Consider the following 17941-nt stretch of genomic DNA (forward strand, 5'->3'; position numbering starts at 1 on the left):
CCAGCCAATACGGTTTCATTTCGGCCGCCGACCGGCGCAATCGCCCGATGCCGCACGACATTCGCTTGATTTTATTAATTGACGAGCGAAAGTAAAATAGCAGAGGGAATCAAATAAACAACCCTCAATTAAAACAGGATCCCGCACCGGCATTTTAGCGTATCGCCCCTGCGGGAACCGTGCGCTATCCCACCTACTCCTGCAACCCTTCCGGATTTTCACGCACCGGCCCAACCGCCGCCCCTACCACGGCTTTCGGTTCGATTAACCACACAAATCAAAAATACCACGCATTACGGTTCGCATCATTACAGTTTCCGGCTTATCGATAATCGACGGCCACTCGAATCAGTAGACTCCGCCCATCCTCGGTGTCAACGAAACACGATTGGCGCGACACGCAGCCATAGCCGCCGCACGCCCCCTTCGGATCATTTCTCCACCGCGGAATGCGAATTCGCCGAATGGCGGCGAATACCACGTCAAAAAGAAGAAAGAGGGGTATGTCGTGAATCACTCATTTCGATCGATATGGAGCGAAGCCGCCGGCTGCTGGGTCGCGGTGGCGGAAACGACTCGCGCGCGCGGCAAGCGCTCGGGCGCCGAATCGGGCACGGGCCGTCGCGCAGCGGCACTCGGCGCGTTGCTGGCCGCGCTGTCGGTCGGCGCCGCGCATGCATCGACGTGCGGCGGCGGTACGGCCATCGCGAACGGCGGCACCTGCGCGCTCGACGGTTTCAGCCCGACCGTCAACGACAACCTGGCCGGCTCCGCCACCGTGTCCGGCGGCGATACCGTCGGCGTGTCGGGCGCATGGAGCGCCGCCGCCGGCGACCCGGGCTACGCGCTCACGCCGATCGGCAGCACGACCCTCGTGTCGGGCAACCCGAACCAGCCGCTGCTGTCGCTCGGCGGCAAGACGCACAGCGTCAGCACGCCCGACTCGATCACCCGCACCCACACGTCGGTCGCGACCTACGATTCGTCCGCGTTCTCCGCGTCGACGGCCGGCGCGACCGAGGTGCCCGTCTACCACGACGTGAACGGCGATCAGTATGTGAACACGCGCATCGGCACCGTCGCCGCCACCGGCGGTACGCTCAACGTGTCGATCGGCAATGCGGCGAATGCCCCCGATGCACCGGGCAACGCGATCTCGATGGCCGCGAAGGCGACCGACCTTACCGTCGCGGACGGCACGGGTGCCGCGGCAAGCACCGTCAACTGGAATTCGCGCAACCAGATCCGGTTCACCACCGGCGACTACCTGGCGGACGGCGGCGCGGTCGGCACCCGCCAGCTCGACGTGCCGGCCTACGCGGGCACCTTCACCGCATTCGACGGCAGCACGTGGCAGGTGACCGACGCCGCGTCGCTCGCCGCGTACAACGATTTTCTCGTGCGCTCGGTGCAAAGCGGCGCGCTCGGCTCGCAGGCCGCCTACGACAGCGCGTTCGGCCAGGCCGTCACGTTCTCGCAGCAAGCCTTCCAGTATCGGAACGACGTGTCCGCGGGCGACAAGAACACGCTGCCGATCGATTTCCTGTCGGTGATGCACGGCACGGGCGCGAACGCGACGCTGCAGATCGGCAAGGACGGCCAGATCGACTTTCGCGGCACCAACACGATCGTGTCGAGCTCGGCCGTCCTCGCGGAAAACGGCGCGCACTTCATCAACGACGGCCGCCTGTCGGGCGACTTCACGCTGGTGCGCCTGCTGAGCGGCGCAAGCGGCGTCAACAACGGCGTGATCTCGTCCGGGTACGCGTCCGGCAACGACTTCGACACGAGCGGCAGCGCGCCGCCGAACAACTTCAACTACAACGCGTACACCGAAGGCGCCGGCGTGTTCGCGAACGGCGCAGGCACGTCGTTCGTCAACAACGGCGCGATGAACGTCGGCGCGTGGACGCTGGACGGCAACCGGCCCGACCTGCAGAACTACGCGGTCGCCGTGACGGACGGCGCAACGGCGTCGAACGCCGGCACGATCAATGCCGGCGTCAACGCGACGACGCTCGACAGCCAGGTGATCGGCGGCCTCGTCGCCGGCGGCCGCTTCACGAACGAAGCCGGCGGCACGATCTATCTGGGCCGCGCCGCGCAGTACGCGCCCGGCCAGACGGCAAACGACGTCGCGCTCGCCGCGCACGCGTACGGCATCCTGCTCGGCGCGTCGGGCACCGCGAGCAATCTCGGCACGATCGTGATCGGCACGCAGACGCAAAACGGCGCCGCGCTGGCGAGCATCGGCTCGAGCTCCGGCACGCTGACCAACGCGGGCGCGATCGTCGTCAACGGCGCCGCGCCCGGCACGCCGCTCGCCAACGTCGGCATGCTCGCCGTCGACACCGCCGCGACCGTGACCAACACGGGTACGATCACGCTGAATGGCGTGAACGGCATCGGCATCATGGTCGTCGGGACCGGCGCGAACGCGACGGCCGCGACGTCGACCGGCACGATCGACGTCGCCGGCGGCCTCGATCCCGCGTCGGGCACGCGCAACTACGGCGTCTGGGCCGAAGGGCCGCGCGCCACGGCCACGCTCGACGGCGCGCTCGACCTGACGGGCACCGGCGCGATCGGCGTGCATGCGCGTTCGGGCGCGACGATCGACGTCGGTGCGAACGCCGTGCCGGCCTTCATGTCCGGCACGAACCAGATCGGCTTTTATGCATACGGTGCAGGCTCGAAAATCAACGTCGCCGCGCAGCATCTGGGCGTCGACACCGACGATTCGACGCTGTTCCGCGTCGCGGGCGGCGCGGCCTACACGGGCGCGTCGGCGGCCGGCGCGCTGACGACCGACGTCAACGGCCAGCGGGCGCGCGGCGTACTCGCGACCGACGCCGGCACCACGCTGTCGACCGGCAACGCGGTCTACCACGTCAACGGCGCGAACGGCATCGCGATCGCGGTCGAAGGCGGCGCGAAGGGCACGATCGACGCCGGCGCGACGATCGACCTGAACGCGGCCGGCGCGACCGCGGGCGTGGTGGACGGCCAGGCGCACGACCTCGCCGGCGCGAATGCCGGCGCGCCGGTCACGACGACGCTCACCAACCACGCCGCCGTCACGTCGTCGACCGCCGGCGTGACCGGTTTCATCGCGCAGAACCTCGGCACGCTCGAGAATCGCGGCACGATATTGCTGACCGGCGCGGGCTCGACGGGCGTCGTGGCCGGCACGCTCGGCACGGTAAACAACGCGTCGACGATCCGCGTCGCCAACGGCACCGGCGCGCTCGTGCAAGGCGCATCGGCCACGCTCGCCAACGCAGGCTCGATCGAAGCCGACGACGGCGTCGCGGGTGTGCGCCTGACGGGGGCCGGTGCATCGGTCGCGCTGTCCGGCGCCGGCACCGTCACCGCGAACGGCAGCGCCGACGGCGTGCTGATCGACTCGACCGTCACGGGCGGCGGCATCGCGGCCGGCGCGACGTCGATCGCGGTTAGCGGATCCGGCAGCGCGATCCGCAACCTCGGTGCGAATGCAACGATCGCGCTGTCCGGCACGCAGGTCGCCACGACCGGCAACGGCGCCGCCGGCCTCACGTCGACCGGTGCCGGCGCGCGCATCGCGACCGATGCGGCCACGGTCGTCCGCACGACCGGCGCCGACGCGCGCGGCCTGTCCGTGACAGGCGCCGATTCCACGCTCGCAGCCAACGGGACGACCGTCGCGACGACCGGCGCGAACGCCCATGCGATCGTCATGGACGGCGGCGCGACGGCCCTGCTGTCGGGTGCGAAAGTCGCCGCGTCGGGCAATGCGGCCGACGGCGTCGTCGCGCAAAACGGCGGCCGCATCGCCGATACGGGTTCGTCGCTTGCCAGCGCGGCCGGCAACGGCGCAACGGCGAACAGCGGCGGCGTGCTCGCGTTGACCGGCACGACGCTCACGGGCGCGACGGCCGGCGTACTGACGTCGGACACGCTCGCGAACGGCGCGACCAGCTCGGTGCTCGTCGACGGCGGCAGCGTGACGTCCGCCACCGGGCCGGCCTTCGCCGCGCACGGCGGCACGGCCGACATCGCGGTGCGCAACGGCACGGTCGTGACGGCCGGCAACGGCACGCTGCTGAACCTCGCGAACGGCAGCAACGTGACGTTCGACGCATCGGCGGTGAACCTCGCGGGCGACATCGTCTCCGACGCGTCGAGCACCGGCAACGTGTTCCTCGCGAACGGCACGACGCTGACCGGGAAGATCGACCCGGTCGCGCTGACCGTCGACGGCACCAGCACGTGGCGCATGACGGGCAGTTCGGTGCTGAGCCGCCTGAACAACGCGGGCCTCGTCGCGTTCGCCGCGCCGACCGGCTCGCCGACGCTGACGGGCAGCTACAAGACGCTGACGACCGGCGGCTACGTCGGCAACGGCGGCACGATCGCGCTGAACACGTATCTCGGCGCCGACGCGTCGCCGACCGACCGACTGATCGTGAACGGCGGCACGGCGAGCGGCACGACCGGCCTGAAGATCGCCAACACGGCCGGCACCGGCGCGCAGACGACCGGCGACGGGATTCCCGTGGTCGTCACGGCCAACGGCGGCACGACCGCCGCGTCCGCGTTCCATCTCGCCGGCCCGGTACAGGCCGGCGCGTACGAATACCGGCTCTATCGCGGCGGGCAAGGCGATGCGAACGGCTGGTACCTGCGTTCGCAGCTCGACCCGACCGACCCCGGCGACCCGATCCACCCGTCCGGCGGCGGCGACGGCGGCACCAACGGAAACGGGAATGGCAACGGCGGCGCGCTCGCGTATCGTCCGGGCGTCTCCGGCTACGCGATGACACCGCTGCTGAACGCCGACTACGGCTTTTCGACGCTCGGCAGGCTGCACGAGCGCGTCGGCGACATCTACAACGTCGAGAAGCAGGCGCCGGGCAATCGCGACGGCGTGTGGGGGCGCATCGGCGGCCAGAGCCTCGATGCGAACGCGGGCCGCTTCTCCGCCGACGAGCGCACGTTCTTCGCGCAGTTCGGCAAGGACTGGACCCTCGACCAGGCGCCGGACGGCGCCGGTAGCACGCATGCGGGCGTGACGGCCAGCATCGGCGTGTCGAACGCGAGCTTCGGCGACATGGCGCGCGCCGGCTCGCCCACCCTGTCGACGTCGACGGGCTCGGTCGAGATGCACGCGCAGAGCGTCGGCGGCTACTGGACGCGCTACCTGTCCGACGGCACCTACTTCGACAGCGTCGGCCAGGTCACGCACTACGGCAACCGCTATCGCGACAGCTACGGCAACGAAGCGTCGCAGAACGGCTTCGGCGTCGCGCTGTCGCAGGAAGTCGGCAAACCGTTCGCGATCGGTACGCTGCCGGTCGCGGTCGAGCCGCAGGCGCAGGTCATGGTTCAGTACCTGAAGCTGAACGGGTTCAACGACAACGTGTCGGCCGTATCGGGCACGACGTCGAATGCGCTGCGCGGCCGCGTCGGCGTGCGCATCTTCCGGCCGAACCTCCCGTCGGACGCGGGCGGCGGCGCCGCGACGCCGTACTTCACGGCCGACGTGCTGCACGACTTCCTGTCGCCGGGGCAAACCGTGGTCGGCGGCACGCCGTTCGCGACGCATCTCGGGCGCACCTGGTACGAGCTCGGCGTCGGCGTGACCGCCGGCTTCGGCAAGTCGGGCGAGCTGTACGCGAATGCGAAGATCGCGCGTAACATCGGCGGCGATTACCGGCGCGGCATCGTCGGGCAGGTCGGCTACCGGTACAGCTGGTAACGCCCGCCGGCGGACGAAAAAAAACCGCCCGGATACGTGCCGGGCGGTTTTCGCATGGGTGCGCGCAAAAACGCGCGAACGCTCAGTGCAGGATCTTCGCGAGGAAGTCCTTCGCGCGGTCCGATTTCGGATTCGAGAAGAAATCGTCCTTGCGGTCGTCCTCGACGATCGCGCCCTTGTCCATGAAGATCACGCGATGCGCGACCTTCTTCGCGAAGCCCATCTCGTGCGTGACGACCATCATCGTCATCCCTTCCTGCGCGAGTTCGACCATCACGTCGAGCACTTCGTTGATCATCTCGGGATCGAGCGCGGACGTCGGCTCGTCGAACAGCATCGCGATCGGGTCCATCGACAGCGCGCGCGCGATCGCGACACGCTGCTGCTGGCCGCCCGACAACTGGCCCGGAAACTTGTGCGCATGCGCCTTCAGGCCGACGCGATCGAGCAGCTTCATGCCCTTCTCCGCCGCTTCGTCCTTGCCGCGGCCGAGCACCTTGATCTGCGCGAGCGTCAGGTTCTCGGTGATCGACAGATGCGGGAACAGCTCGAAATGCTGGAACACCATCCCGACCTTCGAGCGCAGCTTCGACAGGTTCGTCTTCTTGTCGCCGACCGACTGGCCGTTCACGAGGATCTCGCCCTGCTGGAACGGCTCGAGGCCGTTCACGGTCTTGATCAGCGTCGACTTGCCGGAGCCCGACGGGCCGCACACGACGACCACTTCGCCTTTCTTGACCTCGGTCGTGCATTCGGTAAGGACCTGAAACTGGCCGTACCACTTCGAAACGTTCTTGATGGAAATCATCTTGTGACCTTTTTCTGGAGACCCTTGACGAGAGCAGACGCCAACGAGCAAATCACGAAATAGCATGCGCCGGCGAACAGGACCATCTCGACGGTCGTGCCGTCGCGATCGCCGATGTTGGCGGCCGTGCGGAAGAAGTCCGCGAGACTGATCACGTACACGAGCGACGTATCCTGGAACAGGACGATCGCCTGCGTGAGCAGCAGCGGCACCATCGCGCGGAACGCCTGCGGCAGGATCACGAGGCGCATCGCCTGCGCGTAGTTCATGCCGAGCGCGAACGCGGCATTCACCTGCCCGCGCGGCACCGCCTGGATGCCGGCGCGGATGATCTCGGAATAATACGCGGCTTCGAACAACGAGAACGCGACCATCGCCGACGCGAGGCGGATGTCGATCGTCGGCGACAGCCCGAGCACGCCCTGCAGCACCTGCGGCACGATCAGGAAGAACCACAGCAGCACCATCACGAGCGGGATCGAGCGGAACACCGTCACGTACGCTTTCGCGAACCACGCGAGCGGCTTCACGCCGGACAGCCGCAGCAGCGCCAGCAGCGTGCCCCAGACGATCCCGACCACGATCGCGATCAGCGTGATCTTGAACGTGACGATCGCGCCCGACCACAGCGTCGGCAGCGCGCCGGGAATACTACTCCAGTCGAACTGATGCATCACTTGCCTCCGATATAGCCGGGCAGCCGCGTACGGCCTTCGATCCAGCGCATGAACGCCATCACGACGAGGTTGATCAGCACGTACGCGAGCGTGACCGCGATGAACGACTCGTAGGTCTGCGCGGTGTAGTCGACGAGCTGGCGTGCCTGCGCGGACAGATCGAGCAGGCCGATCGTCGACGCGACGGCGGAGTTCTTGAAGATGTTCAGGAATTCCGACGTGAGCGGCGGCACGATGATCCGGTACGCCACGGGCAGCAGCACGTAGCGATACGTCTGCCATTGCGTGAAGCCCATCGCGAGGCCGGCCGCGCGCTGGCCCTTCGGCAGCGCGTTGATGCCCGAGCGCACCTGTTCGCATACGCGGGCACCCGTAAACAGGCCGAGACAGACGATCGACGCGGTAAAGAACTGCGTGCCGGGCGGCAACTGCTTGATCCACGTGCCGATCGACGCGGGCAGCAACTCGGGTATCACGAGATACCAGACGAAGAACTGCACGATCAGCGGGATGTTCCGGAAGATCGACACGTACACGGTGCCGATCGCGGCGAGCCATTTGTTCGGCACGGTGCGCAGCACGCCGAACAGCGATCCGACGATCAGCGCGATGACCCAGGCGACGAGCGACACCTCGATCGTCACCCAGAAGCCGGACAGCAGCCAGCCGAAATAGGTCGTCGGCTCGCCGGTCGACACGGGGCTCAGAAAGATGCCCCAGTTCCAGTGGTAAGACATGGGCAAGACTCCAGCAAAAAGAAACGGAAGAAGCATGGCCTCTTCCGTTTCAGTAGCGTCATTTCTGCGTCAACGGCCGCGTGGTCAGTCGAGCGCCTTGTCGTTCGGGTTCGCGTACAGCTTCTTCATCGAATCGGACAGCGGGAAGTTCAGGTTCAGCCCCTTCGGCGGGATCGGGTTCTCGAACCACTTCGCGTAGATCTTCGCGGCTTCGCCCGACTTCTCGACTTGCGAGATCGCGTCGTCGACGACCTTCTTGAAGTCGGCGTCGCCCTTGCGCATCATGCAGCCGTAAGCCTCTTCCGATTGCGGCGTGCCGACGATCACCCACTCGCCCGGCTGCTTCGCCTTCGCGCGCTCGCCCGCGAGCAGCGCGTCATCCATCATGAACGCGACCGCGCGGCCCGATTCCAGCGTGTTGAACGAATCGCCGTGATCCTTCGCGCTGATGATGTTCATGCCGAGCTGCTTGTCGTTGTTCATCTTGCGCAGCAGGCGCTCCGACGTCGTGCCGGCCGTCGTCACGACCGTCTTGCCCTTCAGGTCGGCGAAATCCTTGACGCCCGAATCCTTCTTCGTCATCAGGCGCGTGCCGATCACGAAGATCGTGTCGGAGAATGCGGCCTGCTGCTGGCGCTCGAGGTTGTTGGTCGTCGAGCCGCACTCGATGTCGACCGTGCCGTTCTGCACGAGCGGAATGCGGTTCTGCGACGTGACGGGGATGTTCTTCACCTGCAGGTTCGGCAGGTTCAGCTTCTTCTTCACCGCGTCCACGATCTTCATCTGGAATTCGCGAGAATAGCCGACCACCTGCTGGTTCTGATCGTAATAGGAGAACGGAATCGACGATTCGCGGTGGCCCAGCGCGATCACGCCGGTGTCCTTGATCTTCTTCAGCGTGCCCGTCTCCTGAGCATGCGCGCCGCTTGCGAACGCGCAAAGCGCCGCGACCATCAGGACTGCCTTGTGGTATTTCATTTTGGTCATCTCCTTGGCTAAAACCCGCGCCAGTGTATCAAAGTAATATTTTTGAAAGTACTGGTTGTTAACCGCACTACGAATCGCCCTGCGAGAAGCCGTCCTCCCGGCTTCGGGCGCCCCGAATGCGCGCGCGGGCGATGCCGGATTCGGCATCGCCCGCGAGGGTTCATTTCCGCAATCGGGTGGATTGCATCATGAATCGATCATGGTCGTTGATCAGGGACGCCCGGTCAGGGACGCCCGATCAGGGGTAGAGGCCGCGCATTTCGCGCGCCATCAGGATGCGCTTGCACGCGACGATGAACGCCGCCGTACGCACCGTCACCTTGTGCTCTTCCGCGACCGCCCACACGCCGGCGAACGCTTCGCGCATCACGCGCTCGAGACGATGGTTGATCTCGTCTTCCGTCCAGAAGAAGCTCGAGAAATCCTGCACCCACTCGAAGTACGACACGGTCACGCCGCCCGCGTTCGCGATCACGTCGGGGATCACGAGCACGCCGTTCGCGCTCAGGATGTCGTCGGCCGCCGTCGTCGTCGGGCCGTTCGCGCCTTCGACGATGATCTTCGTGCGGATCTTCCCCGCGTTCTTCTCGGTGATCTGGTTCTCCAGCGCCGCCGGGATCAGGATGTCGGTCTCGACCGTCCAGAACTCGTCGTTCGGCATCGGCTCCGCGCCTTCGAAGCCCGCGACGCCGCCCGTGCGGGCGACGTGGTCGAGCAGCTTGTTCGAATCGAGGCCGGCCGGCTGGTAGATCGTGCCCGTGTGATCCTGCACCGCGATCACCTTCGCGCCCGCTTCCTGGAACAGCTTCGCCGCGATGCCGCCGACGTTGCCGAAGCCCTGCACCGCGATGCGCGCGCCTTCGATCTCGAGGCCCTTCTTCTTCGCCGCTTCCGAGCCGACGACGAACACGCCGCGGCCCGTCGCTTCCTTGCGGCCGAGCGAACCGCCGAGCGCGATCGGCTTGCCGGTCACGACGCCGGTCGACGTCTGGCCCTGGTTCATCGAGTACGTGTCCATCATCCACGCCATCACCTGTTCGTTGGTGTTGACGTCCGGCGCCGGAATGTCGGTGTTCGGGCCGATGATGATGCCGATTTCGCTGGTGTAGCGGCGCGTCACGCGCTCGAGCTCACCGCGCGACAGCTTGCGCGGGTCGACGCGGATGCCGCCCTTCGCGCCGCCGTACGGCACGTTCACGGCCGCGTTCTTCACCGACATCCATGCCGACAGCGCCATCACTTCCGACAGCGTCACGTCCTGGTGGTAGCGCACGCCGCCCTTGCCCGGGCCGCGCGACACGTTGTGCTGCACGCGATAGCCCTCGAAGTGCGCGACGGTGCCGTTGTCGAGCTCGATGGGGCAGTCGACGACCAGGATGCGCTTCGGACGCTTCAGCGTTTCGAGCCAGCGCGACAGCGAACCGAGGTACGGCGCGACGCGATCGACCTGCTGAAGGTAGTTGCCCCACGGGCCGAGATCGTCGGCGTGCAGGTAGGACGGGATGGACTGCTGTTGCGAAGACATGGAAGCTCCAACGTTCAACGGATTGCGCCCATTGTCGAAAAAGCCGTTTTTTTTATCCAATGCCGTTTGTTTATTCGATTATGCGTTTCTTGCATGATCGCGATTTTCCGCAAATCCGCGGTCGATCTGCGCAAGAACGCCGGCGATCGGCCGGGCATCGCGTTCGGGGAAAACCGGATCGGCCAGGCACGGGCGGGCCCGCGGACGGCCGTCCGACAGGCGCCGCAAGGCCGCCGTCAGCCGGGCCGCCGGGCGGCCGGGCGGCCGGCCGGATTAACCGTCGGCGGTTAATCGTCGGTCAACCGGCGGTGTCGCCGGCAGTCTCGCGCAGTTCGTCGCGCACGACGTCCCACAGCGCACGCACGAGCTTCTGCCGCGGATCGTCGCCCTGCAGCGCGAGCTTGTCGCAGTACAGCCGGATCTCCATCGTCAGCGTGAACGGATGCGCGCCGCCGCGCGCCGACCGGTCGAGGCGGATCAGCCGGCCGCCCGCGACCGCATCGTCGGCCGCGCTGTGCGGCAGGAACGCGACGCCGTGGCCGGCGAGCGCCATCGCCTTCAGCCCTTCGGCCATGTCGGTTTCGTACACGCGATCGAGAAACAGCCGGGTGGGCGCGTTCGCGATGATGACTTCGGTCATCCGGCCGAGATACGCGTTCGGCGTATACGACAGGTACGGCACGCGCGCGTCGGCCGCGCCCGGCAGCGTATGGCGCGGCCGGCCCGCGCGGCCGGGCGCGGAAAACGGGCTGATCGGCTCGCTGCCGAGGACCAGCATGTCGTAGCGGGCCGGGTCGAGCGCGACCGGGTGACTCGGGTGGTGGTAGCCCATCACGAGGTCGCAGCCGCCCTCGACGAGCGACAGCACCGCGTCGTGCACGTTCAGCGCGCGCAGCCGCGTGTGGACCTGGCCCATCTTCGCCTCGATCCGCTCGAGCCAGCGCGGGAAATACGTGAGCGACAGCGTGTGCGGCACCGCGAACTCGATCGTCGGCACCGGCGCGCCGACGTGGCCGCGCAGCAGCGTCCTTGCCTCGTGCGCCTGCGACAGCATCGTCAGCGCCTGCTCGTAGAAGATCTGCCCGGCCTGCGTGAGCCGCGTCGGATACACCGAACGATCGATCAGCTCGGTCGCGAGCCATGCCTCGAGCGCCTGGATGCGCCGCGAAAACGCCGGCTGCGACACGTGCCGCAGCTCGGCGGACCGGCTAAAGCTGCGCGTTTCCGCGAGCGAGACGAAGTCTTCGAGCCATTTCAGTTCCATGCAGGCGGGCGCGGCGGGCGGCGGTCGGGAAGAAGCCTGCATTCTACCGGCGGGCGGGCCCGGCCGGCGGCTTGGCGCGCGGCCCGGCGCGCCTGCGCGGGCGCGCGCCGGCACGCCATTCGCGCGCCGCCGAGCATCGCTCGACCGTGGCGCCCGCGACCGGACCGATTCGGTCGGGAGCGACGCGCGCCGATGGTAAAATGCCGGATTCTCCTCCCCTCGTTCGCCCCGGCCCCAAAAGGCCCTGCCCGATCATGTCCGACACTCGTCCCGATACGCTTTTCGCCCTCACCGCGCTCTCGCCCATCGACGGCCGCTACGCCAGCAAGACCGAAGCGCTGCGCGACTGGCTCTCCGAAGCCGCCTTCATGCGCCACCGCGTCACCGTCGAGGTGCACTGGCTGATCGCGCTGTCGCGCGCCGGCTTCGCGGAAGTCCCGCGCTTCTCGGAAGCCTCCGAGCAATTCCTGCTGCAGCTCGCCGAGCGCTTCACCGCGCACGACGCCGCGCGCATCAAGGAAATCGAGCGCGTGACGAACCACGACGTGAAGGCCGTCGAATACTGGCTGAAGGAATCGGTGAAGGGCCAGGTCGAACTCGAGAAGGCGAGCGAGTTCATCCACTTCGCGTGCACGTCCGAGGACATCAACAACACGTCGCACGGGATGATGCTCGCCGGCGCGCGCGAACACGTGATCCTGCCGGCGCTGCGCACGGTCCACCAGCGCCTCGTCGCGCTCGCGCACGCGCACGCCGAGCAGCCGATGCTGTCGCGCACGCACGGCCAGCCGGCCAGCCCGACGACGCTCGGCAAGGAACTCGCGAACGTCGCCGCGCGCCTCGCCCGCGCGATCGCGCGCATCGAGAAGATCGAGATCCTCGGCAAGATGAACGGCGCGGTCGGCAACTTCAACGCGCACCTGTCCGCGTATCCGGAATTCGACTGGGAAGCGTTCTCGCGCGACGTGATCGAAAACCGCCTGAAGCTCACGTTCAACCCGTACACGATCCAGATCGAGCCGCACGACTACATGGCCGAGCTGTTCGACGCGGTCGCACGCGCGAACACGATCCTGCTCGACCTCGACCGCGACGTGTGGGGCTACATCTCGGTCGGCTACTTCAAGCAGAAGACGAAGGCCGGCGAGATCGGCTCGTCGACGATGCCGCACAAGGTCAACCCGATCGACTTCGAGAACTCGGAAGGCAACCTCGGCCTCGCGAACGCGACGCTGCGCCACCTCGCCGACAAGCTGCCGGTGTCGCGCTGGCAGCGCGACCTGACCGACTCGACGGTGCTGCGCAACATGGGCGTCGCGCTCGGCTACTCGCTGCTCGCGTACGACTCGCTGATCCGCGGCCTCGACAAGCTCGAAGTGAACCCGCAGCGCCTGAACGAAGATCTCGACAACTGCTGGGAAGTGCTTGCCGAGCCGGTGCAGACGGTGATGCGCCGCTACGGCATCGAGAACCCGTACGAGCAACTGAAGGAACTGACGCGCGGCAAGGGCATCACGCGCGAAGCGCTGCAGGAATTCGTCGGCACGCTCGCGATCCCGCAGGATGCGAAGGATCGCCTGCTGGCGATGACGCCGGCGTCGTACATCGGCAAGGCCGTCGAACTCGCGAAGCGGATCGCGTAAGCGCCGCGTCGCCGGACGAAAAAAAGCCCGATGCGAAGCGATTCGCATCGGGCTTTTTGTTGCCTGCCGCAGTCGGTCAGAACGAGATCATCCGCCCCGGGTTCAGCGCGCTCATCACGCTCATCGCGGCCTTCGCGGCGGGAATCGCGATCGGCGACAGCTGCCGGCCGAGCGGAATCGCGCGATGGTCGATGCCCGTGAGCATCGAGAAATCGTCGTTGCGGCCCACGAAATCGTCGCAGATCGCCTTGCCGATCCGCACCGTCTGCGCGACGCCGTGGCCGCTCCAGCCCTGCACCATGTACATCGGCACGCGGCCGTCGGTCTTGCGGCTGTCGGTGGCGCCGTTCAGCGTGAAGTCGCTGACGCCGCTCCAGCAGTAGTCGAGCGCGAAGCGGCCGTCGTGCTGCGGAAACACCGTGTTCAGCCGCGTCAGCAAGTACGCGTTCACGTCCGACTGCGCCCAGCAGCTGCCGGTGCCCTGCCCGCCGAACAGCAGGCGATTGCCGCGCACCGGCCGGTAGTAGTCGATCTGGAACTGCGTGTCGTACACCGGCATGCCGGCCGGCATCAGCGTCGCGACGTCGACGTCGAGCGGCGCCGTCACGCTCACGTACGTGAAGAACGGCACCGTGGTCGCCGCGCCGTCGTCGAGCAGGCGGAACGTCGTGTTGTGCAGCGCGAGCACGACGCCGCGGCGCGCGGTGATCGTGCCGCCCGGCGTCGTCGCGACGACGCCCGCGGGCGTCTCGTCGAGCTCCAGCACCTCGGTGCCCTCGAACAGCGCGCCGCCGTTCAGCCGGAAGCCGTGCACGAGGCCGCGCACGAGCGCGAGCGGATGGATCTGCCCGCCGATCGCGTCGATCGCCGCGCCGTGATACAGCCCCGAGCGCACGTATTCGTCGTGCAGCTGATGGCGGCCGACGAGCGTCACGCCCGCATCGCCCAGATGGCGGCGCGCATCCGCGCCGTCGAGCAGCGCGCTCATGTGGCCGGGGTGAACCGCCGCGGTGACGTGGCCGCGCTTGCGGTCGAGATCGAGCGCGTAACGCGCGCCGATCCCGTCGATCAGGTCCATCGACTCGGCCGACGCGAAACGCCACAACCGCTTCGCATCGTCGTGCGACAGGTTCTCGATCATGTCGGCCGCTTCCCAGCGCGCGAGGCCGGGCGTCAATTGGCCGCCGTTGCGGCCCGACGCGGCCGAGCCGACGTGATGCTTGTCGACGAGGATCGTGTCGACGCCCGCTTCCGCGAGATGCAGCGCGGCCGATGCGCCGAGCAGCCCCGCGCCGATCACGAGCACGTCGCAGACGGCGTCTTGCGCGAGCGGCGCGCTGTTTTCATGGCGCGACAGCGACGCCTCGTACCAGTTCGCCGGGCGCTCGCCGTCGTAGCGGGCCGGATCGCACCAGTTCCAGTTGTCTTTCTCGATATTCAGTTGCGTTTGCTCGAAACGCGATTCGCCCTGGATCAGGGGCTTGTGATTGGAAGTCATGATTGCACTTGCATGGTCTTGGCCGCCTGTCGAAGCGCCCCGTTGCTTCGGGGCTTCGCGGGTGGGGCAGCCGGTTCCACTTGGGTGTCAACGAGATAAGGGCGCGATGGCCCGTGTTGACGGCAGACACGCTCGCGTCTGCCTGAATCCCGGACTGTGCGAAAGCACGTATTGAGAGGTGCCGGGACACCCAATTTCTACACCGCAGAAATAATTCTACAGTGTAGAATAAGCTTTCGTCAAGTTTACAGCCGGCGCGATGCCGCGCCTGCCAGCCGCCTCGATGAAAGACACACCCACCCAGGGGCCGCGCGGCCTCGACAAGGACGCGATCGTCGCGGCCGCGCTCGCGCTGCTCGAAGACGTCGGCGAGGCCGCGTTCAGCGTGCGCAAGCTCGCGCAATCGGTCGGCTGCGACCCGATGAGCGTGCTGTATCACTTCAAGTCGAAGGACGGCCTGAGCCGCGCGATCGCGAATGCGCTGTCGCGCTCGCTCGTGCCGGTCGATCCGTCGCAGCCGTGGCGCGAACGGCTGCGCGACCTCGCGCGCCAGTACCGCGCACTCGCGCTGCGCTACCCGGCCGCCTTCGCGCTGCTGCAGCGGCACATGAGCACGGGGCCGGCCGATCTCGCGCACATCGAGGCCGTGCATCGCGCGCTGACCGACGCCGGCATCCCGCGCGCGGCGCTGCCGTCGGTATGCGTCGGCTGGTACGCAGCCGTGATCGGCCTCGCCGCCGCCGAAGCGGGCGGCCTCACGCGCGCCGCGAACGACGTCGAGCTCGCGGAAATGCACGCGCTGTCCGACACCGCGCATCCGCTTGTCAAGTCGGCCGCCCCGCTCTATGCGCAGCTCGATCCGGCCGTCGTGCACGACACGATGCTCGACGTGCTGCTCGACGGCATCGCGCAACGCGCGCGCGCGGCCTGACATCGGCATACGCGCCGCCAACGAAAAAGGCGCCCGAATGAAGGCGCCTTTTCCATGACGATGGCCGCGAACCGCGCTCAGTGCTGATGCGCGAGGCCGATCTTCAGCATGACCTGATCGACGATCTGTTCGGGCGTCAGCTCGATGCTGACCTCGATCGCTTCATCCGGGCCCGGCTCCTCGAGCGTATCGAGCTGGCTCTTCAGCAGCGACGGATCGAAGAAATGGCCGGTGCGGCTCTTCAGGCGCTCTTGCAACACCTCGAACGAACCCTTCAGATACACGAACCGCACGTCGGTGTCGGTGCCGCGCAGCACGTCGCGGTACGACCGTTTCAGCGACGAGCACGTGAACACGGCCGTCTCGCCGGCGCGCTGCTTTTCCTCGATGGCCGCGCGAATCGTGCGCAGCCACGGCCAGCGGTCTTCATCGGTCAGCGGAATGCCGTGGTGCATCTTTTCCTTGTTCGCCGCGCTGTGAAATGCGTCGCCGTCGGTATAGCTGCACGACAGGCGTTCCGCCAGCATTTCGCCGATTCGCGACTTGCCCGCGCCCGACACGCCCATTGCGATCAGAATCATTGACTACCCCTTGTTACAGAACCAGGCTCAGCAGCAGCGTAAAGCTCAGACCGAGCACCGAGATGATGGTTTCAAGCAGCGACCAGGTCTTGAACGTCTGCCCGACCGTCATCCCGAAATATTCCTTGATCAGCCAGAAGCCGCCGTCGTTCACGTGCGAGAAGATCAGCGAGCCCGAGCCCGTCGCGAGCACGAGCAGTTCCGGACGAACCGCCGCGCCCGACGCCGCCGCGATCGGCGCGACGATGCCGCAGGCCGTCGTCATCGCGACCGTCGCCGAGCCCGTGGCCAGACGCATCAGCGCCGCGACGAACCAGCCGAGCAGCAGCGGGGACAGGTGCGCGTGCTTCGCGGTCTCGACGATCTGCTGCGAGATCCCGCTGTCGCGCAGGACGCCGCCGAAGCCGCCGCCCGCGCCGACGATCAGCGTGATGCCGGCGATCGGCGCCAGGCACTCGCCGCAGAATTTCTGGATCTGGTCGCGGTTGAAGCCCTGCTTCGCGCCGAAGGTCCAGAAGCTCACGAGCACGGCGATCAGCAGCGCGACGTCCGAGTTGCCCGCAAAGCGCAGCAGGTTGTTCGGCAGCGACTTCGGCGTGAACACCAGGTCGGCCCAGCTGCCGACGAGCATCAGCACGACGGGCAGCAGGATCGTGAACAGCGTGATGCCGAAGCTCGGCAGTTCGCGCTTGCCGCCATCCGCGCGCGAATCGACGAATTGCGCGGCGAGCGGGTTGTTTTCCGGCAGCTTCACGAACTTCGAGATCACCAGCGCGAACAGCGGACCGGCGATGATCGCGGTCGGCACGCCGACGATCAGGCCGAACGCGATCGTCTTGCCGATATCGGCGCCGTATTGCTGGACGGCCAGCAGCGCGGCCGGGTGCGGCGGGATCAGCCCGTGCACGACCGACAGGCCGGCCACCATCGGGAGGCCGACGACGAGCAGCGACTTGCCGGTGCGCTTCGCGACGTTGAACGCGATCGGGATCAGCAGCACGAAGCCGACTTCGAAGAACACCGGCAGGCCGACGATGATCGCGACGAACATCATCGCCCAGTGGATGTTCTTTTCACCGAACCAGTCGATCAGCGTGGTCGCGATCCGTTCGGCGCCGCCCGATTCGGCCATCATCTTGCCGAGCATCGTGCCGAGGCCGACGACGATCGCGATGTGGCCGAGCGTGCCGCCGGTGCCCGTCTCGAACGACTTGACGATCTTGTCCATCGGCATGCCGACGACGAGGCCGAGGCCGAGCGAAACGATGATCAGCACCAGGAACGGGTAGATCTTGTAGCGCGCGATCATCAGGATCAGCGCGGCAATCGCGATCAGCGTGAATACGAGCAGCATGCTGCCTTGGACGGCCGCCATGTGGCACTCCTCCTAGAATTGTTCGAACCGGGCGCGTTGCGAGTATGCCCGGCTATGCAGGTCTCCGAAACACGGGGGTACCCCCCCGTCAGGACGCTGAATTTTACTTATCTTTGCGATCCGCGGATAGAACCGGTTCCATCAGCAAAAACCCTCGGTAAAACAAGCACTAACG

General features: G+C 67.0%; 12 protein-coding genes. 3 read left to right on the forward strand and 9 right to left on the reverse strand.

Annotation, left to right across the window (positions count from 1 at the left end; genetic code table 11):
• Positions 1-508 precede the first annotated feature (508 nt).
• Complete coding sequence (locus C5F75_RS15840; protein WP_104012437.1) at positions 509-5740, forward strand: autotransporter outer membrane beta-barrel domain-containing protein; 5232 nt, start codon at positions 509-511, stop codon at positions 5738-5740.
• 82 nt (positions 5741-5822) lie between these two features.
• Here the strand turns inward: C5F75_RS15840 and C5F75_RS15845 are convergent, their stop codons facing one another.
• The 6 genes from C5F75_RS15845 to C5F75_RS15875 all read right to left on the reverse strand — a co-directional run bounded on the left by C5F75_RS15845 (position 5823) and on the right by C5F75_RS15875 (position 11738).
• A complete protein-coding gene (locus C5F75_RS15845; protein WP_089464537.1) occupies positions 5823-6548 on the reverse strand; it encodes an amino acid ABC transporter ATP-binding protein in 726 nt (241 codons plus the stop codon).
• Positions 6545-7222: a glutamate/aspartate ABC transporter permease GltK gene (gltK, locus tag C5F75_RS15850; RefSeq protein WP_059581074.1), complete on the reverse strand. Its 678-nt coding sequence runs from the start codon at positions 7220-7222 to the stop codon at positions 6545-6547. The genes C5F75_RS15845 and gltK overlap by 4 nt, the downstream gene beginning before the upstream one ends.
• Positions 7222-7962 carry an amino acid ABC transporter permease gene (locus tag C5F75_RS15855; protein ID WP_059581071.1) on the reverse strand — a complete coding sequence of 247 codons (741 nt, stop codon included), beginning with the start codon at positions 7960-7962 and terminating at the stop codon, positions 7222-7224. The genes gltK and C5F75_RS15855 overlap by 1 nt, the downstream gene beginning before the upstream one ends.
• An 84-nt stretch (positions 7963-8046) precedes the next feature.
• The gene (locus tag C5F75_RS15860; protein WP_059581206.1) at positions 8047-8940 is read right to left on the reverse strand and encodes a glutamate/aspartate ABC transporter substrate-binding protein; all 894 of its coding nucleotides are present in this window, start codon (positions 8938-8940) and stop codon (positions 8047-8049) included.
• A gap of 247 nt (positions 8941-9187) precedes the next feature.
• Entirely contained in the window at positions 9188-10474 is a 1287-nt protein-coding gene (locus C5F75_RS15865) for a Glu/Leu/Phe/Val family dehydrogenase (RefSeq protein WP_104012438.1), read from the reverse strand.
• Between the two features lie 298 nt (positions 10475-10772).
• On the reverse strand, positions 10773-11738 hold the full coding sequence (locus C5F75_RS15875) for a LysR substrate-binding domain-containing protein (RefSeq protein WP_059581067.1): 966 nt from the start codon (positions 11736-11738) through the stop codon (positions 10773-10775).
• 254 nt (positions 11739-11992) lie between these two features.
• Between C5F75_RS15875 and purB the strand changes: the two genes are divergently transcribed.
• Entirely contained in the window at positions 11993-13381 is a 1389-nt protein-coding gene (purB, locus tag C5F75_RS15880; RefSeq protein ID WP_104012440.1) for an adenylosuccinate lyase, read from the forward strand.
• Positions 13382-13457: 76 nt separating this feature from the next.
• Here purB and C5F75_RS15885 read toward each other — a convergent pair whose 3' ends face one another.
• Positions 13458-14879, reverse strand: coding sequence for an NAD(P)/FAD-dependent oxidoreductase (locus tag C5F75_RS15885; protein WP_060965572.1), 1422 nt, complete (start codon positions 14877-14879; stop codon positions 13458-13460).
• A 283-nt stretch (positions 14880-15162) separates the two neighbouring features.
• Here C5F75_RS15885 and C5F75_RS15890 point away from each other — a divergent pair, with 283 nt between their 5' ends.
• Complete coding sequence (locus C5F75_RS15890; protein ID WP_059581060.1) at positions 15163-15810, forward strand: TetR/AcrR family transcriptional regulator; 648 nt, start codon at positions 15163-15165, stop codon at positions 15808-15810.
• Between the two features lie 77 nt (positions 15811-15887).
• Here C5F75_RS15890 and C5F75_RS15895 read toward each other — a convergent pair whose 3' ends face one another.
• Both C5F75_RS15895 and C5F75_RS15900 read right to left on the reverse strand, forming a co-directional pair.
• On the reverse strand, positions 15888-16391 hold the full coding sequence (locus C5F75_RS15895) for a gluconokinase (RefSeq protein WP_059581058.1): 504 nt from the start codon (positions 16389-16391) through the stop codon (positions 15888-15890).
• A gap of 13 nt (positions 16392-16404) precedes the next feature.
• The gene (locus C5F75_RS15900; protein ID WP_059581055.1) at positions 16405-17766 is read right to left on the reverse strand and encodes a GntP family permease; all 1362 of its coding nucleotides are present in this window, start codon (positions 17764-17766) and stop codon (positions 16405-16407) included.
• Between the last annotated feature and the right edge of the window lie 175 nt (positions 17767-17941).

Origin of the sequence: Burkholderia anthinoferrum (assembly GCF_002925705.1) — a bacterium.
In the GTDB taxonomy this organism is placed as follows: domain Bacteria; phylum Pseudomonadota; class Gammaproteobacteria; order Burkholderiales; family Burkholderiaceae; genus Burkholderia; species Burkholderia semiarida.